Here is a 23,263-nt window from a genome sequence, read left to right on the forward strand (position 1 = left end):
TTATGTGCGGGAAAGGGTTACGGGCATGCCATGCATTTGGGAAGGAGAGGGTAGGCCTTGCGGCTGATATTTTATCCTTTTCCCAAAAAATCCGATACCGGGGAGGCCTCTCCGGATTCCATCTCACAGGTCCAGCTGTCGATCCACCACCGGCCTTTTTCAAAATGCAGCTGGATACTGTTCAACCCCCTGATATTGGTTGCAACTTCCGGGTCCTTCCGAATTTCAAAGGCACTCCAGACCTGGGCGACATTACCAAAGTGGCTCACCGCCCTTTTCAACTCCTTTTCATAGAAATCCTCCCGGGGAGCAAGCCCCATGGGGATGTATTCGGCCTCCAGGGAATGGGATTCGGCATTGCCTTCTTCGTCTAACCGCGTAATCACGGCATTCTCAGCATGGATAAACCGGTCCCGTTCAAATTCCCAGGGGTCGCTGCCCGCACCGGAAACCACATCGTAGTACGCGTTTATGATGGCATCGATCGATTGGACGTCTTCCGCATATTTCTGATCCGTATATTGTCCGGAGACAGAAGAATAGAATACCAGGGAAACAAGGAGCAGCATTTTTCTGAACATATTTTGCGTTTTATGGATTCTTGGGCGAGGATTAAGATTTAGCCAGCCGGTCATGATTTTCCATTTCTTAACCGCTCAACTTCTTCTGAAATTTCGGCGATTAACCCCTTGATTAAGATACTTAACTCTTTGCTCCGATTAACCCCGTATCTCCTGATAGACATCAGGTAGGTCAGTTTATTTTTGAATTGCTGATCGTTTATCAGCGCAGTGTAATCGTTGGGTATGGCCATTCCATTGCTTGGATCTATCTCAAAATTGTTAGTTAAAAAGGGCGTCATGACCCAGATGCCTTGGCAGGGATCCTTATTCATTTTTCCCGGTTATTACAGGCCGGAACTTCTGGATTTTATTCTCCAGGATATCCCCCAGGTAGAGGTTTCCCTGGTCGTCGACGGCAATGTCGTGGTAGCGGGCTGATGGATTATTGAATTGCATTTGCAGATTCAGGTCCAGGTCAAAACGAAAAATGGTCGAGCTCTTAGCGATGGAATCGTAATCAATGGCAAAAAGGAGTTCGTTTTTCGGGTCAAAGGCAACCGAGTAGAGCTGATGGGCGGATGTATTCTGCCATAGTGTTTGGAACTTACCCATAGCGTCAAATTTCTGGATCCGGTTGTTTTCGCGATCGGCCACATAGACATTTCCGGAGGGGTCCAGGTCAATCCCATGGGGGGTATTGAACCCGCCTTTGTCCTTGCTCCTGTTGGATTCCCGGTCCGGGCCGTTCTCGCCCCACTCGAATAAAAAGGTGTTCTCCCCTGAATAGTTGACCACCCGGCTGTTCCCATAGCCGTCACTCACATAAAACGATCCGTCCCGCGCACTCGCCACATCGGTTGGCAGCGCAAAATGGGTGGAATCGTTGCCTAAAACCGTTGCTTCCCCAATTGCCAAAAGGAGTTCCCCGTCCGGGTTGAATTTCAGGATTTGCTGCAAGCCCACATCCGTGATCCATATATTGTTATCCGGATCCACCTCCAGTCCGTGGGGCATCAGGAATAACCCAGCCCCCCAAGATTTTAATACTTTTCCGGTCTCGCTGTCGATGGTAAGAATCGTATTGCCTTCAATTTTTTCTTCGGGCGGGGGGAACATCCAGGGCCTTCCCGCCCGGTGGAAGACCACCAGGTTGTTTGCAGCATCCATTCCCAATCCGGTGGGCATGCCCAGTACCACATCTTCCGGCAGGTCGGGCCAGTCTTGCACCAGCTCATAGGAATCGGGAATCCCGGTTTCAGTCGGTGTCTTTTTTTCGGGTTCCCCGCAACCTGCAGCCAGCAGTACGGACAACAGATAAAGGACCGCCAATAGCTGATGCGGTATTTTTATGATGTTGGAATTTGCCATGTGTTTCAATTGTTATTTTTCAATTTCAGAGGTGATTTTCACCAAGGGATCAATCTACATTATTTTTTCCCTTCGCAATTCTATTTTTTGGCTTCCTTCCGGTTCAACGCCACAATTGTTGTCTTTTTGCTCCCGGAGTGCTTTCCTTTCCGGTAGTTTGCTATCTTTAGTTGCAAGACTATTCCCTTCCAACCAAATGGTACGCCTGCTTCTATGCTTAGCGCTCTTAGTGTTCCCCTGGCCCGGGAAGGCCTGGGTCTATCCGGAACACCGTCAGATCTCTTATTTGGCCATCCAGCAACTGGGCCCCGAGTACCGAAGGATCCTGGACGAAATCTGGGCGCAGGTCCGGATAGGCTACGAGGACCGGCTGTCCCCTTCAATCCTGGATCCCGGGCATGGTTTGGACCCGGAAGTACTCGACTTTGCTTCCTGGCCGGCCATAGCGGGGGACCACAGCTGTTCCCCGGAGCAAATGATGGATATTATCCTTGCCAGTGACTGGATCCTGCGGGTAGACCACATCGCCACCAGGTTGCAGAACGACCTGGCCAAAGCCCAGCGACCGGATCAGACCATCAATGCGATCCGGAATTCCGACATAAGGCTGCAACGTGCCGACAGCGACTATGCCACGCGTGCAGGGACCAACAATGTGCATTTTCTGCTGGCGCGGACCACCGTAGCGGCAACTGCAGGGGAGTATTTCAACGAAAGCCTGCAGGAGGGCGCCCCGCTCAATGCCCTCGGTGCGTATGGGTATTTCCACACCAGGGCAATGGAAAGGGTAGCTCAGTCAAATTCGCCCAACCTTACCCGGGAACAGCGATCTGCAATCCTCCTGGCGGCCATGGCCAACGAGGCATTTGCGCTCCATTTCCTGGAGGACGCTTTTGCCGCAGGCCACGTGGTCGGGAGCTGGGGGAATGCAGCCCAGCGCAAGGGGACACACGACCACTACAATGAGGCCGGGCTGGAGGTCGAGACCTGGGATGAACAGCGCCTGGTCCTCACGGGTGATGCGTACATGCGCCCCGCAGACGCGTTGGTTGTTGCCAAAGCGGTTCAAACCAGCCTGGAGCAGTTTTGCCAGGCAATGCTGGAGGGTAGGGGCGGAACCCTTGTCCCCCCGGGGGACCTGGAAATTCTTCCCGACACCTTCGACGTGTGCGCGAACAACAATATGCCCATAGGTTTGACAAACAGGGAGCTGCTGGATGAGGTACTGCTGGGTACGCCCACTCCGGGCCTTGTGGAAGGATTGGGGCAGCTGGCCCGGTTTCGCACCGAGCTGGGGCCGTTCATCGGTGCCTCGTCTTCCGTGGAGACCGGTTGGTTGAACGGTGGGTTTGGCCCGGGCCAGGAGGAACAGGCCCTTATCGGGAGTATCGAAGCGAACCTGGTATTCGGACTTGGCCTGGACGGGGTGATGAACAAGGCCGGGGATGGACTGGCGTTTATCCAGGTAGGATGGCGCCAGGATTCACCGACCACCAGCCAGTTTACCGACCCGAGTTCCACGATACAGGGAAGTTCCGTTACGGCTACCATCCCGGGAAGGTCTGCCTACAACCTGCGGGTGCGCATGCCGTTCTGGCTCATCCCCGGCGACCTGATCCTGGGGGCGGCTATTTTTTCATGGGCCTCCCCAAAAACACTTGAACGCATGGCCGTGACAGCGGGCAATGGGGGGTTCATTCCCTGGCAATCGGGTATTTCAACGGGGATCGGACGCTTCCAGTTCGTGCTGGGCAGGGAAGTGGGGGTCTCCTTCTACGGGGTACGCCGGATCCAGGAGTCCCTGGTTATTCCCAACAGGACGTTCAATGAGACATCCCTGGTGGCCTACCGGTCTACCAAATGGGACTTCCCCTTTTTGGAGTATCAACCCACCCGGACGTTTTCAAATACGCAGAGCGCCAGCCTCAAGGTGCAGTTCTCCGTAGGCGTGGATGTGCCCTGGAGGGAAAGGACCCTGGCCCCGGCAAATGCGGATGCGGTTGACCTTGAATCGGTCTGGTATATGGGGATGCGGCTGGTGTACCACTGGAGGCGCTATTTCTAGGGCCCTCATGCATCCTGCAATTGCGTTCCTCTTGTGTATTCTTTCGTGTTACAGGTATTTGATCAGCTGGTTTTCAGCCAGCATCCGTCAGCCTGACTTTCTGTTTAATATAAAATCGCTTGCCAGATAGGATAAGGTGCTGACCAAAAGGGCTGCGGCCAACTCCGGCAGGATGGCACTGAAAAACTGTTTCCAGATGATGTACGAGACAAGCCCTGCGGACATGGAAACAAGGGCGGATTGCCAGTACAGGGTTTTTTTGAGGATGGAGAAGACGATTACGGGGATCATTACGGGGATGTAAAATTCCGTAATAAGGATGATTACTTCAAGGATGGAAGACAGGTAGCTGGCCACCATAATACAGATCACCCCCATCAATACCGTGTAGAGTTTGGCGGCCTTTAATTTTTGCTTTTCCGTCATCGGTCGCAATGCGCCCATGATGTCTTCGCTGAACAGGATACTCCCTGCGTTCAGGACGGTATCCTGGGTGGACATGACTACCCCAATCATGGCAATAATGAATATCCCGTAAAGGATGCCCGGAAAGTGTTCAGAAGCGATATGCAGCAACACCTGGTCGCTATTGCCAAGTTCCGGGTACAGGTAATACCCGGTACTGCCGATAAAGACCATAAGTACAAGCCAGACGGACAAAAACAAGCCGGTGGCAATAGCCGCATTCCGCGCTACCTTATTGCTTTTCGACGCCAGGAACCTGCCCAACCCGCCTGCATCGAGGCCGGTTGAACTAAAAAGCCATAACAATCCGAAACCGAATATGCCAATCATGGGTTGTGTATTGAATTCACCGGTAGTCTGGGCCACAGTCACCTCAACGTACTCTTGCCAGGAAAACTGTTCGTCGGAAAGGATCAAAAAAGCCAGTATGGGGATCAGGATGATAAAATGTACAAATTGGACGGCATCCGTCTGGATGGTTGCCCGGATACCCCCGAAATACGAATAGACGATTACAATGGTGGTTACAATGATGATGGACCCGATTTTGGAAAAACCAAAGACGTTGTTGATCAATTCCCCGCCCGCATAGCTCATGGCCACCGTTACGGACCCGAAAAACAAAAGGGATGCGATACCGGTGGCCAGCTGGATGATTTTGTGGTTGTGTCCATTTTTACCCCCGACCAAATCCCCAATCGAGTAGATATCCCCGAACTTGTTCCGTATTCGGGGAACCAACAGGGTGCCAACCAGGATCAAACCCACCCCGCAAAGCGGAATCAGGCAGGCCATAAACATCCCCCTGGAAAAGCCATCCCGGGTTAATCCCATCGTCCAGCCGGGCCCTATAAACGAAGCGCAAAGGGAGGAAAAGATCAGGAAGAAGCCCAGCCCCCTCCCGGCCACGGAATACTCCTCAAAGTTCCCTTTTTTACGCGTAAAAAGGATAAAACCAAAATACAGGCATCCGAAAACGAGAATTAAAAACTGGGTTGCGTTCATGGATTTTCGGTATTGCCCCTTTTGGTTTGGCCTTGTTGGGTTTTAGGCGTGTTGGCCCTGGCATCAAATTATGTATTTATTCAATACCATCTTTGTCAGGCCGTAATTCTTTTCCGGTTTCCGTTGGAAATGGCTCTTACATGTTTACATTTAGGTACTTAAAAAACCCATCATGCAATACGAATCAGTTTACAGCCTGCTCCACGAATTTTATGCCGTGCTGGAGGCGGAGGTCCGGGAAACCATGAAAATACCAGAGGATTCCCGTGTATCAGAGGGCAATACGGCCGTATGCCTGATCGACGGGGAAGGCAGGGTCCATGGCAAAATGTTCGGGTCCGACACGGTCAGGCAGCGCCAGTCATTCAGGGTTGCATGGACCAAGGCAAGCCAGGTTTGGCTCACCGGAATTGAAACCGGGGAATACGAACGACGGGTATTCACCGGGGAGATCCCGGAAAACGCCAATGGTATCGATAACCCGGACCTTATCGGTTGGGTAGGCGGCCAACCCGTTACCCTGAAGAATGGCCTTCATTTCTCGGTGGGATTCAGTGGGTTCCGGGGTACGACGGACAAGAACATCGTACTTGAGGCATTCAAAAGGATGAACCTGCTGCCATAGGCCCGGGGCTATAACCCCTCATTTTTGATGATTTCCCCGCCTTTCATCACAAATTTCACCCGGGTCATTTCAGAGATGTCGTCCAGCGGGTTGCCTTTTGTGGCAATAATATCGGCATACTTTCCTGCTTCAAGGGTGCCGATTTCTGTTTCTTTCTTCAAAATTTGCGCGTTGACGGCCGTCGCGGTGATGATTGCCTGCATGGGAGTAAATCCCAGCTTCAGGTACTCGGCGAATTCATTGCCGGAGTAGGGGGCGGGCCACCCGACAAAATCAGATCCCAACCCGAACTTCACCCCCTTGCGGCGGGCCAGCTGGTAATTCCGGTACATGGACTCCTTCCTTTGCTTCCGGATCTCCTTTGCCTTTTGCAAATACGCATCTTCCGTCCCTTCGTAATAGGTGCTGACGGAGAGGGTCGGTATCAGCCAGGTACCATGCTGGATCATCAGGTTCATGGCTTCTTCATCGATAAAGGAACCGTGCTCAATGGTCCGTGCCCCGGCTTTTACCGCCATCTTGATCCCCTCTGCGGCATGGGCGTGAGCCATTACGGGCACATCACGCCGGGCAGCCTCTTCCACCGCCATTTTCAATTCTTCACTACTCATGTGGACATTGTTCGGGTTATCACCGGCGCTCATAAAGGCACCGGTCACCAATACCTTGATCCAGTCGCTGCCGTATTTGATCTCGCGGCGGACGGCCTTCCGCATTTCTTCGGGCCCGTCCACGATCAGGCCATCCGGGATCAGCTCCTGCTCGTGGGAAAGGAAATTGATGTCGCCTCCCCCTCCGGAAATCGACAGGTAGTGTCCGGCCCCGTAGATGCGCGGCCCCTTGAATAAGCCGTTGTTGATGGCATCCCGGATATCCATATTCGCATATCCTACATCCCCGTCCCCGGCTACCCTCAAGGTGGTCCACCCCGCTGCCAGCAGGTCCTGCACCGCTTTCAGCCCTACCAGCGCCTTATGGGCAGAGGAGCCCTTCAGGTGGCTGATCTGGTAGTCGCTCACATTCAGGTTGGGGTGCACGTGCATGTCGATCAGGCCCGGCATAACGGTATATCCGGATAAATCGACAATGGAGTCCCCGGGCGCAATAAGGTCCCGCGTCCCGACCCGGACAATCCGCTCCCCCTCGACCAGGATGACCGTATTGGCCCTGGCGGTTTCGCTGATTCCGTCGATCAGGTTGCCACAGATAATTACAGTCCTGTTCTGGCCCGTAAGCAACAAGGCATTGAGGGTGCAGCATACAATCAGAAAGAGGGATTTTTTCATTTTCTCAGTTTTTTTCCAGTTTCAGGAATCTTGCGGCATTGTTGTAGAATATACCTTCCCTTTCCTCTTCAGTAAGGAATTCCAGGCTATTCAGGAATTCAATTGATTTGCTTATCGCGTATGGCCATGTCATCTGGTCAGACCCGAACATCACCCGGTCCAGGTATCCGGCGTGTTGTGCATTCCTTAAAAAGTCGGTTACCGTTCGCTGGGTGTTGGGCTCAACCCATAACATTACGCCTATGTCCGTATATAGTTGGGGGTAATACGCCATAAGCCGCAAAGCGTGTTCGTGCCATTCTTCACCTCCATTATGCATTAAATAGATCCTTAATTTGGGATAATTCACCAATACGTCCTCAATCAAATACGGGTCCCCCAACCGCAGCCGTGCCTTTGGCGACCAGGAATAGGTTCCTCCGGGATCACCTCCTCCGGTATGAACAGCAACCGGGATGTCATACTTTTCACAAATCCGCAGATAGGGCTGCCAGATCGCATCACTCAGGGTCGTACCGCTGTAATATGCCCCGATTTCCCCGAATACTTCAATTTCTTTGTCGATGACCATTTGTTCAAACTTTTCTGCATCAAGGCCATAGTCGTCGGGATGAAAAATCAAAATACCCCTGATGATTTTTTGATTCTTGTCTTTTGACACCCATTCCTGAACACTTTCAGGGCTTCCGCTCACAACAGCCGTTGTAATATTCCATTTCTCGAATTCCCTGAAGGTAGCTTCCCTGAGTTCCCCGGCCGATGCGGAACCCGGAGTTCCGTAATAGTCGGTTGGATTGGTCAATTCCCGAATTTCCGACTCTGTATACGAATGGATGTGCATGTCTATTATTTCGGACTGTCCGACCAGCACATCCGTGCTTATAAGGCCTATTAAGATGATCAGTAGTATTCTGTTCATGGGGTGAAGGGGTTGAGTTTGACGGTTTGGAGTATAGTCAGTTGCGAGGGTCGGCTATGAATTTTTCACGTACTCATAGCCTTCCTATGTTTGCTTTTGTATTTATTTAACTGTAAATGATGTTATGGCTCCATCGAGCAAATGGAACTTTCCTTCAGCATTAGCCATACAAAAAAGGACATATTCACCAGAGTTAAAGTCGACATTAATTCTTGCTGCTAATTCGGGTCCGATAGCAGATGTCGCTATTATTCCTCGTGCTGGTGGGGGACCATTGTAATTAGTATACCAATTGATCACATCTTCTGCTTTTGCATCTTCATTTAATCTTGAAATGGCTACCAGATGATATTTTGAACCTGAATTTACTACCTCGATAGATTGATTCCCTTTAGAAATAGGACTGCTTAACTCAAAGTTTTCATCGGTCATCGTTATAGTCAGATCAGATTGCGGTAAATTTTGAGACTTATCAAGTGTTCCGTAAACTTTAAAAGATTTGTGTTCGAATCCTGCGAAATGAGGCGCAGAATCATCGCCCATAACACAAACCCATGCATAGTTTCCAGAATCAAGTAGGAGTTCGATTTCACTTGACCCAGGTTCTGAAATAACTCCACCTCTGTGCGTCATCCACTTTGGTCTAACGCCTCCGGTCCTAATAGAGTCTGAATAGGTTTTTATTAATTGTTCAGTTGTATATCCCTTATCCAATTTGATAAGATGTGCAGAATGCATTCCAGATGAATTGTTCGATAGCTTCAATTTTAAGAGTCCAGCAGGAACAGAATCCGGTGCTTTAAATGAGTCATCTGTAATTACAACGGTTACATCAGAATTTACTCTTTTTACTTTATTCTCAGTATCCTTGTTTGATTTCTTGGAATTACAGGACGTTAATAGAGTAAGTAGTATGAGTGCGAAGTTTATTTTTTTCATAAAGTTGGTTTTAAATAAAAGCTAACAGTTTCGTATAAGCTGCGAATGAATGCAGTTCATACATTGTTGTACCACGTAATGTTATTTAGCCTTTACTTGAATTAATTTTCCTTCAGGCATACTCATATCTCTATGGCCTCCAATTACAAGCCACTTTTCGTTCTCCTTGATCATGAAGTCACTCCATCTAAGAGTACCTTTAAACGTATTTCCTTTCGTCCTTCCATCCGGCTTGTCTTCTCCCTGATATATGAATGTTTCTGTATGGGTATAGTGTGCAATGGCAGATCTTCCATCATTTGACAAACGAATGGAAATCGGCGTAACCTCCATTTCTATACATTCTTCCTGTTCTTTCATGATTGCCCAAAAGCCTGCTATCTCTTCTTTTGTTGTCAGTTCATCCTTTCCTGACGCCCATCTTTTCCACTCAGGATGATAATATGCCAGATAAGTATCAAAATCATTGTCTTTCCACGCTTTAAATCGACTTTCAATCGCATTCCACACTTCCTGCTCAATTTGCTGATGATTTAATACTTCTTCGTCAACAGTGTTGGTTGACTTTTCATTCTCATTGCATGACAATAATACAAGGCCTAATACAGCCATTGAGTATAACTTTCTCATCATTTTTGATTTTATGAGGTACAACTGCCTGGCTGTGACTCTTGGCCGAGCATCAAGCGGTTCCGTTTGACTTCTAAGTTAGCAAAAAGGATCAGTCGAAGGCCTATGAGTAAGAGCCGTTGGGGTGCATTGCTATTAATAATCCAATTGCCTGAAATGCCACATTACCGTATCTGGTAAAATGGTTACTACAATTTTCTTGTCTAATGGAGCGCCGTTCGCGTAGTAACCGTTCATGAAATGGTCCATTTGAAGATTCTGACGTTTTAAGTCCAGGATGTACGTGCCGTCGCTTTGTTCAAATTCCATAGAAAGAAATCCTTCAAATGTCTCATTTGGCTCCAATGCATGCAGCTCTAATGTATCCTTACCGCCGGATGTATAAAATTTGATTTGCGTAATGGCATTTTCTGATTGGTTTACCAGCTGAACTTCAACTCCTTTTGAATCGGAGTTTTGGCAAGAAATAACCAGAAATACAACAATTGCTTTAAGCGCTTTCATATACTGCCTAACGGGTAGTTTATGGGGTTGTCTTAATACCGCTTATATAGAGTTAGCAGCAATTTTTAATTGTCAATTCCAAATTTGAGTTGTCGGTTGTATTCTTCTGAAGAGAAGGTGCCTTTTGAGTCCTTAATCAGATTTCCTTTACTCATCGTCCAAAGCTCGAATCCACTAATTTTCACTTTATGTCCCTTTCCGTTGCGGTCCGCATCCGTTCCAGTTAATGTCCAATGAAACGCTACTCCATCCGGTTTGGGAGTTAAACTATCAAAACGAACCTCCATATCTGGAAATTTGGTCATAAAACTTTGTGCAACGTTCGAAATGGCAGATCTCCCGGTTGCAGAATCTCCTTCGTTGACTTGTAACGATCCATCTTCTTCAAAAAACATAGCAACAAACTCCGGTCGCTTCCCGCTCCAGGCCTGGGCATAGCCTTGGGCAAAAATGTTTATGTCAAATTTTCTTTTTTCTTCAGATTGTTCATGTGCGGTCCAGCCTATACTCAGAAGTTTCCATTGTTTATTTTCTTTGATGAGTATCATATGGTTAACTTCTCTTAAGCCAGGAATACCAAAACGATTTACAACCGCATCTGCTCTTACCAGGGCCATACGTTCTTCAGTAACCAGTATATCATAGTCGCCCACTATTTCAATATAGGGTCTGAGTTCCCTGTTCTCAATGTTTTTGATGTATTCATTTATTGTTACTTCGGTATTTTTCCATACACCATCTTGCTCCCTGGTATATCCTATCACAGCCTTGTCAAAGGTGAGATTGTCCAGTTCTTCCAGATTATAGTTACCAGCTGCCCTGAATATCTTTTCTACGGCAGCTATTATTTCACCTTCTTCATTTGAAGTGGAATTTATTGTGCCGGATGCTGCCTCTTCACTTATATCAGTTGTATCCCGATTGAACTGACAACTCACAATCAGCAAGAAGAGTAGTGAAGATGATAAAATGTGAATTCTCGAATTTCTATTCATTATGAGTTGAATTCATTGCTGCGCATTTTTTTAAGCCCTTGTTGTGTGAACGCTTTTTTATTTTATAATCTGCCTGAGCTATTCAGCAACTACTTTTGATGACTGTCTTGCTGCCAGTTGCCATCCACTTTTGGTTTTTATCCAAACATTGGTGAATCTCCTCGGTATCCATTCCTCACTGTTGGGGTTCATATTTGAAGGCTGTTGCAGCTCCTTACCCATTACAATGGCAATGTCCTGATTGAAAGTTATATTTTCAATAATTCGTTTAACTGCGGGAAATTTATGCCCGCCTTTCATAAGCGCCACAATATCCTGGGTCGTAACAATTTTTCCATTTGGGTTATTCACCACATAGTTTTCTGACCAAATTTCCAGTAATGAGGTTGTGTCCCCCTTATCGAGCAATTCGGTCCAGTGTTTTTCCAGTTTCCTGATATCCATTTCATCATCTGATTGCCCAAAAGCAAATGTGGCAACGAGCATGAGATTTAGTAAGAAGCAACAGCATGTTTTCATCATTCAAATGTTTAGAGGTAAATATCCTTTTGTTTTTAGAGGGGTTACTAGTTGACACACAATGGTGTGGGTATAGATCGTGCCTTATGGCATGACCTATATCCTATGTTGGGCGCAGTTTATTTCTTACTTCGCATCGAGATTTAAAAACCTTGCAGCATTATTGTAAAAAATATCTTCTTTCTGTTCCATTGAGAGGAAAGGTGCTTCATTGATTACTTCGATGGCACGTCCCAATAGCTCAGGAAATAGTATCATGTCTGAGCCGAACATAATATGCTTTCCAAATCCAGCGCTGACTAATTTTTTCAGATGATATTCATAAAAGTACTCACGAGGATAATAGACCTGTATACCACCAATGTCGGCGTAAATCTGCGGGAAATTACCCATCATCGCGATTAACTCATCTATGAATGGTTCACCGTAATGCATAACGGATATTCTTAATTTTGGGAACTTCCGGATAATTGGCTCCAACTCCAATGGATTGGAGAGGAGAGGGGTCATTTTTGGTTCAAAATAGAAATGGCCTGGAAGTCCGCTTCCCATATGAATCGCAATGGGAATGTTCAATTCTTCTGCCAGGGCATAGTAAGGATGCATTCGAGAATCCGAGGGTGCAATACCTTCATATTGATTAGAGATTTCGCCCAGCACTTTAAAGTCATGGTTTTTAACGAGTGATCGGAGGCTATCTGGATCAATGCTGTCACGGCCTATTCTGTATTGTGAGCTCCGAATAATTTGCTTGCCAATCCGCTCTTGAAGGAATATTACATCTGGAGGGGGCCACTGGTCACAGCCCCAACAATATTGTACTGTTCAAATTGTTGCCTTATACGCCGTACAAATTCTTCATAGGATTTGGGGGCCCAAATTGGATCTTCACATTCTGGATTTTGAAATTTCTCGTTCCAAAGTTCCAGATAATTGTCTCTTGGATCAAAGTGTTGTATCGTATTAATTATTGGTAAACATATGGCGCCATTTGTGAATTCTTCCTCAAATGACGAATGCACATGCATATCAATTATGGGTCCTTTATAAACCTCATTGCCTTCAGGGTTTGATTTTGTTTCTCTTTTCGAGTTACACCCTATTAGTAATACTGTTGCGAAATATATTAGAATTACTCTCACGGTTTAATGATTGCGCCCAACGTTTAGTATATGAAAAGTAGGCGATTTCGAATCATCAAACTTTCGGTTGAGCACCAAATTCGACACAAGTCAAAAGACTTAGTTTTAGAATTTTTTCGCCTATTTTTTATATACATTGTTACCTTCAGTTTAATTTAGGTTCTTGCTGTGTTCTACAGTGAATACCTCCGCCTCCCCAGTTAATGGAGAGTGCATCCATCATGATGATATCACGATTTGGGAAATATCTTTCCAGAATAGTACGAAGCTTTTTATCTTTCGTTTTCTCAGAGTCAGGCATTCCTTCCTTCCAATATTTAGAAGCGATCACCACCCCATTTGTAATTGTGAAATTGGCATATTCAAGGGCAGGAACCATGATAATGGAATCCCCTAAAGAAATCTTCTCTCTTTCTTCCTGGTTAAACAAACCATAATAAAGCGGTTCGTTCATGACCCATGGAAAACCATGCAACGAATAATCAGGTGCTTCTATAGTTTCGATATGGTAGGGTTTTCCATTGGGTTGCCTTGCTTTTTTTAGTTGAATGAGATTTTCTTGAAAAACATCGTAGTCATGAGCTAGCAAAGCATTTTTATCCCGATCATCTTCACTAATAACAGTAGCTAAAATTGTGGTATCATTTAAAAAACGAGTTGTTACATCAATATGGCCATTGGCTCCTTGCCCTACGAATCGATCAATTTTCAACATAGGTTTATCAATCAGAGGAAACCTGTCTAGCCAAATAATTTGCTCTTTTCCCAGCCTGGTCAGTAGAATTTTCTCTACTTCCTCAATTGTTTTATCAGTGTTGCGCTGAGTTGCCAAGACCTTGTAAGCAATGATTGTATTACTGTTTACCTCAATTGCTCCACCTTCAAAATATAAACCAGTCGAATCTTTTTCATAACCATAAAGTTTTTGAAGTGTATTTGAAAGCTGCCCTCTAAGATCATCTTCACAATTATAAATCCCGTAGCAACTCCATTCAAAATCAAGAATTTTAACTTGATCTCTATTTGTCACAAACATGAGTGGATCTCTCATCCATGAGGATTGGTAAGGAAGCTTGATAAATTCAAGACTGTCGAAATTTGCTTCTAATTCTAACAGAGATGACTTTCCTACTTCCATAAGCGAATCATTATCGTAGACCACTTTAGTTTTTACATACCTTGAAAGTATTGAGATCAGTTCTAGTCGTGCCCGTTCGTTTGGTACACCATTGTATGGTTCGAAGTTGAAATCTGCCCAGATTGCTTCATGTGGCTCCCATTCGGGTGGATAAACGTATTGTTTTTCCGAATTACCTGTCGAAGAGCATCCAATGATTAAAGTGGATATGAGTAATATTGAAAAAAATTCTTTCATTTTTAGTAATTGAAGGTAACGGTGAGTGTATGAGCCGTATCCGTTTGCATATGGCTTACAAACAATGTTAGCCACCCATTTCATTTTCAATGTATTCAGTCAATACAAGATTTGTTTTACTTCCATCAATATTGGTGTAATTCAATTTAACGAAACCATATTTTGGATGGAAGTAGGCGACAAGTTCCGTTGTACCAATTTCGCTTGCCGCTGTTGATTCAATTACAAGACATTCCAATTCTCCAAGTGGAGTTTTAATTACTGCCTTATCGGTTATTTTGTAGTTATATGTGTTGTCAATATTACCATCCCAGGTTTTCCATCGCTGGTCGCCCCATTTACTTCCTATCTTTAAATTCCAAGTCCATTCCGTTCCTACCGCATAGGGCGCTTTTATGTAGGGAAACGGATTTAACTCCAGGATTTTAAAATAGTGATCGCGGGGTGGGTGAGCCCAGACATTGGCTTCATTCTCGATAACCCCTGACATTGAGAATGGCTCACCTTCCAAAAAAATGTACGCAATTGTGGTCTGATTATAATCTGGCACATATTGTGCCATAGGGTTGCCGGCCATAACCTGGATAACCACAGATTTGATGGTCCTGGAATCGGCTTTATCCACCGCGACAAAATCCCAACTTTTTTGATCCGAATTGACTTTAAAATATAGTTGCTCTCCAGCTGCTGTGAGATGCTCAAAGGCATATTTAAATGAGGTTCCTGGCTTAAAAACACTATTATTTGTATTGTACTTGTTTTCATCCACGTTGATTGAATCAAATTTTTCGACCAGGATTCCATCGTTATCCGGTACTAATTGATAGTCATTTTTGGAATTATTCCCAATCGACTGACTACACACCGCTATTGGAAATAGGAGTAAAAGTAAAATTCGGATTGATTTCATAAATGCAATTAATGGTGGCTAACGGTTTGGGTATGGCTCGTGGCAAGCGCCACGAGCTTTTTAGTATGTTCTTAAGTTAGCAAAAAGCGACCAAGCGGAGAGCCATGAGCTATACCCGGTGTTGTGCATAGTTATTCCTCCCCGGCTCCGACAACTTCTAGCATCCATCCTTGCTTTGACGGAATCACTCTACCCCATACATGTGCGCCTTCAATTTGATGATAGATGGAGAAATTCAAAGTATCCTTTTCTAATCTGTTTATTTTTAATATTATAGCATCTTTAATTTCTTCACGCGCAATAGTAGTTGAATCAACTATTCTTACCGTATAGCCAAATTTATAGACCGTTAAAGAGTCATTGATAAAACTAGATTTTAATATTTTCAGCGGTAATCTTTCAGGCACTTCACCGTGTAGCCACTGTTGAAGGATAGGGGCATTCAATATGAGTTGAACAATCTCTGCATGATCAATATCCTGTTGATTGTTGACATTGTTGTTCGAACTATTTTCCTTGCACCCTATCAGAATAAGCAGCAGTATGTAGAGGTAGGGTAAATTTCTCACATTTCACAATTATGCACAACGCGTCGGCTATGAGTAGTTGCGTGGTTTAGCACTTAACTTTAAAAGTACATACCAAACTGAAAATCCTTGAGGATTTTCAGAAGTAGGCGAGAACAAGCAATTACTTATAGCCATTGTTGTGCTTTCGTTATTTTTTTCTTTGTTTTAATTCATTTTTAATTTGCTCCTGTACTGTCATATTCTCTTTTATTCCTCTTTTATAATTACTATTCATATACGAATAAAAACCAATAGCTTGTTTTAATACTTCTTGAAAATAGATGTTATTTTGTATTTCTGCTAGGTTCACGGGCTCTGCCCATCGTTGGGACAAATCACCTCTAAATATCGTCTTGATATTCTTATATGCTTCAGTCTCATGCAATGATTTCACATGCTCATAATCGGACCTTAAATCTTCAGTTAAGTAGAAATATTTGAAATCATACAATTCAGAAATAGCAATTCTGAGCGAATCATTATGAATGATGTCTATTCCTTTAGATTTTAGATTTTCATAAGCGACAGTTATTGGTTCAAAGTTACCTCTTCCAATTATTCTAGCATAAGACCATTTTAATGAATCAGTTAAGGGTGTTCTCTGTTCTAAATGCTCCAAAACGTCTCTGTTGAGTTTGGTTTTATCATTATTATACGTAATCTTTGAATTAAGGTTAATGACATCCTTTTCAAGGTTTACTAGAATTTCACTTAAAATATTCGTTTCAATTTTGTGTTCTATTCTGTTGTTATTCCAATTATTGATTTGAAGTGCAATTAAAATTCCAATAACCACAAGCACAATTTCTCCAATCGCATACTTTAAATACTTTATAGTTTTACCTTCAGAGAGTAAACTTTGTCTAATTTTTCTAAAGAATTTAATCATTTGTTATTGGTTTCTGGTAATGAAGCACAACGGTAAGTATATGAGCCGTTTCAATGGCTTATATACATTGTTGTAGCATGTTATTCTTTAACATCATTAATATAGAAAAAGCCTTTCATTACGGGAATGTATACGTTCTCAATCAATGTCCACCAAGAATCTGAATTATCATTTGATTCATTGAACTGAACCAGGTGATTTCCATATGCTCTTCTTATAGCTGAATTCATTTGAGGATATGGATTGTTATTTTCAAAATACTCTTGAATATATTTCATCCTTTTTTTATCCGAGGCCAATTCTTTAAAATAAGAATTTACCTCATTAGACTTACTGTAGCTAGTCCAATCATAATTTGGATTTTTTTCTACTCTCTGAATAAACCTTTCTATCCTGCCTTGCCATAAAGTTCGATTATCATACTTTTCATGAAAGAAGTAAAGAGTTGGGTTATTGATTTTTAGGATAGAGTCTGAAAATATTCTAGGGCGAAAAACCTCTTTATTACTGCTTGGTTTGAATTTCTTAAATTCTGATGATTCATACGATTTAACCTCATCATAATATTTGTATTCAGCAGCAATTGAGTCTTTAATATCAGTAAAAACCATCATGGCCTGAACGAATACAATGCCAAGAACTCTTTCAGGATAATTTTCTGAGAGATAAAGCATGTTCTTTGCAGCAGGCCCTTTTCCGAAAAAGAATGCTTTTTCAATTTTCAAATAATCCATAAAGGAAATTAAATCTTCAACCTGTGACTTAACACTCCAATTTTCTGGAGCATCGTCAGTTTGACCAAATCCTCTATTTAAAGGCGCTAACACATGATATTTATCAGAGAAGGATTGACAAAAATTAATCCAATTATTGTTTGTTTCAACTATAAATGGTTCGTCAGAACTTTCATCAAAAAAATTATGGGCGCCTTGAATATTTATTATGTGGGTGCCTTCACCACCGAAATCTATATATTCTACGGTAAGTCTGTCGGTAGTTACTAATTTGGATATATAAGCTTTGTTTTGGGCATTAGCTACTAAAGGCAGAAATAATATCATGCCTATGCAGGTTTTAAATATGTTTTTAAAGTTCATCATTTATAATATGCTACAACGTATGAATATAGTGCGTTATGCACTATATGCGATCTATGTCTAAGATAACAAATCCACAATCCCCTTGAAGGAACTTTCTGCAACATGCGTATAAATCTCGGTGGTTTTACTCGAGTTGTGGCCCAACAGGACCTGGATTTTACGCAGATCCACGCCCTTATCCAGCAGGTGGGTGGCAAAGCTGTGGCGAAGCATGTGGGGAGTAACGCGTTTTTTTATGCCCGCCCTTTCGGCGGCAGCTGCTACAATGCGCACCACGCTGGTAGCCGAGTAGGGGCCTCCCCATTGCCCCTCAAATAAGTAGTCCCTGGGCTGATAGCGCTCAAGGTATTCCTCAAGTTCCGGGATGAGGTTGGGGCTGAGCACCGAGTACCGGTCTTTCCTTCCCTTGCCCTGGCGGATATGTACCAGCTTGCGCTTAAAATGCAGATCGTCCGACTTAAGGGAGAGCACTTCTGCCCGGCGCAATCCGGAGGCATAGAGCAAGCCCACTATGCACCGGTGCTTCAGGTTGGAGATCGCGGCCCGAAGCGCAAGTACTTCTTTCACCGAAAGCACTTCCGGTAATTTGCGCGTCTTTCGAGGGCGCTCAATGCTGTAGAACCGGTTGGGCATGCCGAGGACCACTTCGTAATAGAACTTAATGCTGTTGATAGACAAATTGATATAGGAATCCGATTTGTCTCCCCGGGCCAGCTCCAGTAGGTAGTCCCTGATGGTATTTTCATCGACCTCCTCCAGCGGGGTAGGGTCTACATGTCGCATGAAGGCGCTGAAGCATGAGATGTAGTTCCGGGCCGTGTTGTCGGCGTATTTTTTCAACTCGAGCTTGTCCAGATAGGCTTTGGGAAAATTTTCGGCCTTGAGACGTTCCCAGGTTTCCTGACGCTGGGCAAACCGATCGGCCGGCTGGTAATCGGGGATGGGTTTGGAACCGAAGAAATAATTCCCGTTGATCCAGGCAATCCCCTTGAATTTGCTGAATAGGAGTTTAAGGTTCTGGAGAGTATTCGGTATGAAGTACATGCCGAACGGGTCGGACCAGGCCACATCGGGCAATTGCTCCACCAGGGCTATTAAAACGCGATCGGCTTTGAATTGCAACCCGATGCAGCGTTCGTCTCCAATTAACAGGTGCTTTAGGGTGATGCTTTTGTTGAGCATGGAGGTGAAACATGACTGCCTTAATTTTATATGTGAAGGTGCTAAAAACAAGCAGTTCGCTATGGAAAGGGAAGGGAGATTACCTTCGCTTCGCTCGGTGATCTCCACAGGCTCCCATGCTGCAAATGCAAACCCTGCCCTGGCTCCGCCAGGGCGGTTTCGTGTCTCTATTCCCCCCGTTCAAGCGAGCTTGACGCGGTTCCCAGAAACACGAAACCCCACCGGTTTCCCGGCGGGGTTTGCGAGTGATTGTGGAGCCGGGGAGATTCGAACTCCCGTCCAAACAAGCAATAACCATGCTTTCTACGTGCTTAGTCCCCGATTGATTGTCGACGCGCAACTGACCGGGGACGGCCTATTACGCGCTTAGCTTCTTTGGGTTTATGCGGTTAGCGAAGCAATAACCACACTATGTTGACTTTTATGGTGCCCCTGAGTGGATCGCCGTCAACAAGGGCTATCCCGGGACATCTCGCTTCTCCGCCTTGCGGAGACGAGGCATTATCCTACTCTAATTCGGATTATGCGGCGAGAGCGTAATTATTATCGCCAATTAAAAGTGTGAAACATGAGATTTACGAGCTGTATCCCAGCGCTCGGCATGCTTACATCGCCATTGGTCTTGCTGTCAAAACCAGTCGGCCCCATAATTCAATGAACGTGTCAGGGGGGCAAAGATACGCAAATCCGGGGGTTTCTCCCGTGTTGCCAAATTCGGTCGGCGGTCGTTTGCTTACCCTTGACTTTCCCGCTATTTTAGCGCAAATTCCATACCAAAGCAGCACTATGAAGATTGGATTGATCAGAGAACGCAAGAACCCGCCGGACCGGCGGGTAGTCCTGTCCCCCGGGGCCTGCCAAAAAGTCCTGCAGCGTTTTGATGCGGTTGAAATTGTGGCGGAGGAGTCGCCCATCCGGGTTTTTGGGGATGCGGAATACCAAAAGGCCGGGATCCCGGTGGTTTCCGATGTATCGGATTGCGACGTGCTGCTGGGGGTGAAGGAGGTACCGGTGGAGGCGCTGATCCCCGGCAAGAAGTATTTTTTCTTCTCCCACACCATCAAAAAGCAGCCCTATAACCGGGACCTGCTCCGGGCCGTGCTGGAGAAGCACATCGAACTGTACGACCACGAATTACTCACCAATAAAAAGGGCGTTCGCCTGGTCGCTTTTGGCCGCTATGCGGGGATTGTCGGGGCGTATAACGGCATCCGGGCCTATGGCATGAAATACGGCACTTTTGACCTGCCGAAAGCCGAATCCCTTGCGGACCGGGAAGCGCTGATTGCCGAGTTGCGCAAGCTTCAACTACCTGCCATCAAAATCCTGCTGACCGGCAGGGGCCGGGTGGGCAGCGGGGCCAGGGAAATGCTCGATGGCATGGGCCTCAGGCAGGTTACCGTGGCGGACTACCTGGAGCGGGAGTTCGCCGAACCCGTGTATTGCCAGATAGATGCGTCCGACTACAACAGGCGGAAAGACGGGGTACGCGGGAACAAGGCCGACTTTTTTGCAAACCCGGAGGCGTACAAGTCCAATTTTTTCCGGTTTGCCCGGGTGACGGACCTGTATATTGCCGGCCATTTTTACGGGCAGGGCGCCCCCTACCTGTACACCAGGGAAGACGTCAAAGACCCGGAATTCCGGATCCGGGTGGTGGCCGATATCAGCTGTGATATCGACGGCCCGGTGGCAACTACTATCCGGGCCTCGACCATTGCCAACCCGGTTTACGGGTACGACCCCATGACGGAATCGGAAACGGATTTCAGGAATCCCCGTGCTGTTGCCGTTATGGCCGTGGACAACCTGCCGGCCGAATTGCCGCGCGATGCCAGCGAGGGGTTTGGCGCCGCGTTTGTGAAGCAGGTGATCCCCGCCTTCTTTGACGGGGATGCGGAAGGCATCCTGGAACGCGCCCGGATGACCCGGGGAGGACGGCTTACCGACCGGTATGCGTATTTGCAGGATTATGTGGACGGGGTGAATACCCCCTGATATCCGCCTGCCCCCCAAGGAGTTTTTCCAGGGCCGTGAGGTGTTTCCCAAACGCCTCTTTCCCGGTTTCCGTGGCGGCATAACGGGTATTGGGTTTGCGGTTGATAAACTTTTTTTCCACCTGCAGGTAGTGCGCTGTTTCCAGCGCCCTGATATGGCTTGCCAGGTTCCCGTCCGTAACTCCAAGGAGCTCCCTGAGCCCCGTAAAATCCATGTGGTCGTTTACCATGAGGACGGACATGATACCGAGGCGGATCCGGTGGTCAAAAACCTTGTCAATGCCGTCTATCAGTCCCAAACCCCGTTGTTTATTTTTCGTATTTGTAGTACATGATGCCGCCGTACAGGATATGGCACAGCCCGAACCCGAGGGCCCAGAAAATCAGCGCATAGCCCGGGAACTGGGTGGCAAAGAGGCCCAGGACGATACAGGTGAGTCCCAGGTAGCGGATATCCCCCAGGGTATACTTGCCCGCATTCAGGCACGCAAGGCCATAAAACACCAATGTGGCCGGGCCAATCAGGGCAACAAATCCGTATTGCAACAAGGCCAGGCAGAACAGGCCCCCGGCCAGCAGGGGGATAAAAAAGTTCTCCAGCAGCCTCCGGGTGGAGGCGCTCCATATTTTCTCGCCTGTCTTCCGGGCCTTTTGCCTGGAAAGGAGCAGGGCGGTCAGCAAGGCGAGGCCCAGGACCCCCATGGCAATCAGGAACAACTCGGCGACCAGTTGGTTCTCGTCCCGGAACGGGTACTCGATGATGTCGGCCAGGGTATGGGTTTCGTTGAATGCGCGGATCCGCCATGCGGCTATGCCTGCACCGGCCAGGGCATAGACACCGGCCAGGATCCCCGACAGCCCGCTAAGGGAAAGGAAGCGGGAAGACCGGTTCATCAGGTTCCGGATTTCGCTGAGGTCCTCCTCGTATTTATTTGAAGCCATAGGAAAGCACTTTGAAAATCAAAGTTCGCATATTTCCGGATTCGCCCCAAACCTGGCGTTCGATGATCCTCCTTTTTTTCTCTGTTTGGGTCCTACTCGGGGGTTATTTCCCACCGTACTACCGGCTGCACCTGCGGGGCCGTGTAGGCGCCCAGGGCTTTCAGTGCCAGTTCGATGCTTGCAAGTTCCTCCAGGGTTTTGATTTGCAGCACGTAACTCCCCCCGGCGGGGAGCGTAAACACCGGGGAACTGCTGTAAAAGCTGTATTCCATGGCGTTTTCAAAGAGCAGGTCGCTGCTGCTGTTGTTTTTAAGCTCCACCCGGAGCACCTGGGTACCCGGGATATAGGCGGCGGAAACCACTTCCACAGATGCTTTCAGCAAGGGGAGCAGGTAGGCCTCCCGGCCCACAAGCAATTCATTGAATACCGCAACAGTGCGACCCGCGAACAGGGCCTCCCGCAGGCTTTCCGGGGACCTTTCCCGGGCAAAGACCAGTGTGACTGCCCGGTGGTTCCCCTTCTCGGTGTAATCCCAATCGATCAGCCCGTGGATATCGCTGGTGCCCATGATAGTCAGGTTCTGTTCCAGGGCTATAGCCAGGGCTTCCTGCGAATAATCGCTGGTATTGATCACCTCGATGCCGTGCAGTTCCCCGGCGGCGATCCGTGCCTTCTGGAAATCACTCAGGACCGGGTTCCCCTGCGGGCGCTGTGCATACCAGGCCGGGTGGTTCCAGAAGATAAAGGCCCCCTGTTCCCTGGCCTGGGCAAAGGATACCTCGGCGCTCTGGGAAAGCAGTTCGTTGGCGTCCGAAATAAATACCGCGTTGCTGTGGCCCATGGGGGCCTGGCGGGTGATCTCCGACCCCCGGATGATCATCAGGTCGTGGTCGGCCGCTTCCTTCAGGGCGATCTCATGGGAGCGATTCCGGTCCGGGTGCGGGATATCGGCGGCATGGGGCTGGTATTCCAGATGTTCGGTCAGGGAGATGGCATCCATACCTTCCCTGAGGGCTTCGCCTACCCGGATATCGGGCCAGACGCTGCCATCAGAGAAAACGGTATGCTGGTGCAGGTCGGTAACCAGGGTCTGGTATCCCGGGATATCCGGATACTCCATGGGGGTAGCACCCGCATGGGAATGGTCCTGGGCGTGCAGGGTGGCAAAACCCAGCAACAGGGAAAGAAAAAGGAGTTGCGTTTTCATGGTGGTCTGATTGTTTCCCTAAATATACAGACTCCGGGCCGGATAAGGTTATCCTGCCATTATCAA

General features: G+C 46.9%; 25 protein-coding genes and 1 other RNA gene. 3 read left to right on the forward strand and 23 right to left on the reverse strand.

Annotated elements, in window-relative coordinates:
• Positions 1-71: 71 nt before the first annotated feature.
• From H7F20_RS10235 to H7F20_RS10245, 3 genes are read right to left on the reverse strand one after another with little or no spacing between them, the layout of a single operon-like run.
• Positions 72-581: a hypothetical protein gene (locus tag H7F20_RS10235; protein WP_185786089.1), complete on the reverse strand. Its 510-nt coding sequence runs from the start codon at positions 579-581 to the stop codon at positions 72-74.
• A gap of 50 nt (positions 582-631) precedes the next feature.
• Positions 632-895 carry a hypothetical protein gene (locus tag H7F20_RS10240; protein WP_185786090.1) on the reverse strand — a complete coding sequence of 88 codons (264 nt, stop codon included), beginning with the start codon at positions 893-895 and terminating at the stop codon, positions 632-634.
• Positions 888-1,931, reverse strand: coding sequence for a peptidyl-alpha-hydroxyglycine alpha-amidating lyase family protein (locus H7F20_RS10245; protein WP_185786091.1), 1,044 nt, complete (start codon positions 1,929-1,931; stop codon positions 888-890). Before H7F20_RS10245 ends, H7F20_RS10240 begins: the two co-directional genes overlap by 8 nt.
• 196 nt (positions 1,932-2,127) lie before the next feature.
• On the opposite strand from H7F20_RS10245, the gene H7F20_RS10250 reads away from it, so the two are divergent.
• Complete coding sequence (locus H7F20_RS10250; RefSeq protein WP_185786092.1) at positions 2,128-3,996, forward strand: hypothetical protein; 1,869 nt, start codon at positions 2,128-2,130, stop codon at positions 3,994-3,996.
• An 87-nt stretch (positions 3,997-4,083) separates the two neighbouring features.
• Here the strand turns inward: H7F20_RS10250 and H7F20_RS10255 are convergent, their stop codons facing one another.
• Entirely contained in the window at positions 4,084-5,466 is a 1,383-nt protein-coding gene (locus tag H7F20_RS10255; RefSeq protein WP_185786093.1) for a sodium:solute symporter, read from the reverse strand.
• A gap of 172 nt (positions 5,467-5,638) precedes the next feature.
• Between H7F20_RS10255 and H7F20_RS10260 the strand changes: the two genes are divergently transcribed.
• Positions 5,639-6,091, forward strand: coding sequence for a hypothetical protein (locus H7F20_RS10260; protein ID WP_185786094.1), 453 nt, complete (start codon positions 5,639-5,641; stop codon positions 6,089-6,091).
• Positions 6,092-6,099: 8 nt separating this feature from the next.
• Here H7F20_RS10260 and H7F20_RS10265 read toward each other — a convergent pair whose 3' ends face one another.
• The 16 genes from H7F20_RS10265 to ssrA form a co-directional block, all read right to left on the reverse strand.
• Positions 6,100-7,377 carry an amidohydrolase family protein gene (locus H7F20_RS10265; protein WP_185786095.1) on the reverse strand — a complete coding sequence of 426 codons (1,278 nt, stop codon included), beginning with the start codon at positions 7,375-7,377 and terminating at the stop codon, positions 6,100-6,102.
• A gap of 4 nt (positions 7,378-7,381) precedes the next feature.
• Positions 7,382-8,296: an amidohydrolase family protein gene (locus H7F20_RS10270; RefSeq protein ID WP_185786096.1), complete on the reverse strand. Its 915-nt coding sequence runs from the start codon at positions 8,294-8,296 to the stop codon at positions 7,382-7,384.
• A gap of 102 nt (positions 8,297-8,398) precedes the next feature.
• Positions 8,399-9,235: a hypothetical protein gene (locus H7F20_RS10275; protein ID WP_185786097.1), complete on the reverse strand. Its 837-nt coding sequence runs from the start codon at positions 9,233-9,235 to the stop codon at positions 8,399-8,401.
• 81 nt (positions 9,236-9,316) lie between these two features.
• Positions 9,317-9,865, reverse strand: coding sequence for a DUF4440 domain-containing protein (locus H7F20_RS10280; RefSeq protein WP_185786098.1), 549 nt, complete (start codon positions 9,863-9,865; stop codon positions 9,317-9,319).
• Positions 9,866-10,000: 135 nt separating this feature from the next.
• Positions 10,001-10,369, reverse strand: a complete 369-nt coding sequence (locus H7F20_RS10285) for a hypothetical protein (protein WP_185786099.1) — start codon at positions 10,367-10,369, stop codon at positions 10,001-10,003.
• Positions 10,370-10,434: 65 nt separating this feature from the next.
• The gene (locus tag H7F20_RS10290) at positions 10,435-11,364 is read right to left on the reverse strand and encodes a nuclear transport factor 2 family protein (protein ID WP_185786100.1); all 930 of its coding nucleotides are present in this window, start codon (positions 11,362-11,364) and stop codon (positions 10,435-10,437) included.
• A 78-nt stretch (positions 11,365-11,442) separates the two neighbouring features.
• Positions 11,443-11,850: a nuclear transport factor 2 family protein gene (locus tag H7F20_RS10295; RefSeq protein ID WP_185786101.1), complete on the reverse strand. Its 408-nt coding sequence runs from the start codon at positions 11,848-11,850 to the stop codon at positions 11,443-11,445.
• A 159-nt stretch (positions 11,851-12,009) separates the two neighbouring features.
• Positions 12,010-12,660, reverse strand: coding sequence for an amidohydrolase family protein (locus H7F20_RS10300; RefSeq protein WP_370588522.1), 651 nt, complete (start codon positions 12,658-12,660; stop codon positions 12,010-12,012).
• Positions 12,660-13,025 carry a hypothetical protein gene (locus tag H7F20_RS10305; protein WP_185786103.1) on the reverse strand — a complete coding sequence of 122 codons (366 nt, stop codon included), beginning with the start codon at positions 13,023-13,025 and terminating at the stop codon, positions 12,660-12,662. Before H7F20_RS10305 ends, H7F20_RS10300 begins: the two co-directional genes overlap by 1 nt.
• A 145-nt stretch (positions 13,026-13,170) precedes the next feature.
• Entirely contained in the window at positions 13,171-14,400 is a 1,230-nt protein-coding gene (locus tag H7F20_RS10310; RefSeq protein ID WP_185786104.1) for an agmatine/peptidylarginine deiminase, read from the reverse strand.
• A gap of 67 nt (positions 14,401-14,467) precedes the next feature.
• Positions 14,468-15,310 (reverse strand): hypothetical protein, encoded by an 843-nt coding sequence (locus H7F20_RS10315; RefSeq protein ID WP_185786105.1) that lies wholly within the window; start codon positions 15,308-15,310, stop codon positions 14,468-14,470.
• A gap of 131 nt (positions 15,311-15,441) precedes the next feature.
• Positions 15,442-15,879, reverse strand: coding sequence for a hypothetical protein (locus H7F20_RS10320; protein ID WP_185786106.1), 438 nt, complete (start codon positions 15,877-15,879; stop codon positions 15,442-15,444).
• Positions 15,880-16,027: 148 nt separating this feature from the next.
• Positions 16,028-16,768 (reverse strand): DUF6090 family protein, encoded by a 741-nt coding sequence (locus tag H7F20_RS10325; protein WP_185786107.1) that lies wholly within the window; start codon positions 16,766-16,768, stop codon positions 16,028-16,030.
• Between the two features lie 80 nt (positions 16,769-16,848).
• Entirely contained in the window at positions 16,849-17,829 is a 981-nt protein-coding gene (locus H7F20_RS10330; protein WP_185786108.1) for an alpha/beta hydrolase, read from the reverse strand.
• Positions 17,830-17,925: 96 nt separating this feature from the next.
• The gene (xerA, locus tag H7F20_RS10335) at positions 17,926-19,050 is read right to left on the reverse strand and encodes a site-specific tyrosine recombinase/integron integrase (RefSeq protein ID WP_185786109.1); all 1,125 of its coding nucleotides are present in this window, start codon (positions 19,048-19,050) and stop codon (positions 17,926-17,928) included.
• Between the two features lie 249 nt (positions 19,051-19,299).
• Positions 19,300-19,696: a transfer-messenger RNA gene (gene ssrA / locus H7F20_RS10340) on the reverse strand.
• A 140-nt stretch (positions 19,697-19,836) separates the two neighbouring features.
• Between ssrA and H7F20_RS10345 the strand changes: the two genes are divergently transcribed.
• Entirely contained in the window at positions 19,837-21,048 is a 1,212-nt protein-coding gene (locus tag H7F20_RS10345) for an NAD(P)-dependent oxidoreductase (protein WP_185786110.1), read from the forward strand.
• Here the strand turns inward: H7F20_RS10345 and H7F20_RS10350 are convergent.
• From H7F20_RS10350 to H7F20_RS10360, 3 genes are all read right to left on the reverse strand, one after another.
• Positions 20,993-21,346 carry a transcriptional regulator gene (locus H7F20_RS10350; protein ID WP_185786111.1) on the reverse strand — a complete coding sequence of 118 codons (354 nt, stop codon included), beginning with the start codon at positions 21,344-21,346 and terminating at the stop codon, positions 20,993-20,995. The genes H7F20_RS10345 and H7F20_RS10350 overlap by 56 nt on opposite strands.
• 10 nt (positions 21,347-21,356) lie before the next feature.
• Positions 21,357-21,989, reverse strand: coding sequence for a hypothetical protein (locus tag H7F20_RS10355; protein WP_185786112.1), 633 nt, complete (start codon positions 21,987-21,989; stop codon positions 21,357-21,359).
• Between the two features lie 92 nt (positions 21,990-22,081).
• Positions 22,082-23,197 (reverse strand): Sb-PDE family phosphodiesterase, encoded by a 1,116-nt coding sequence (locus H7F20_RS10360; RefSeq protein WP_185786113.1) that lies wholly within the window; start codon positions 23,195-23,197, stop codon positions 22,082-22,084.
• Between the last annotated feature and the right edge of the window lie 66 nt (positions 23,198-23,263).

It is taken from the genome of Robiginitalea sp. SC105 (assembly GCF_014243345.1).
In the GTDB taxonomy this organism is placed as follows: Bacteria; Bacteroidota; Bacteroidia; order Flavobacteriales; family Flavobacteriaceae; genus Robiginitalea.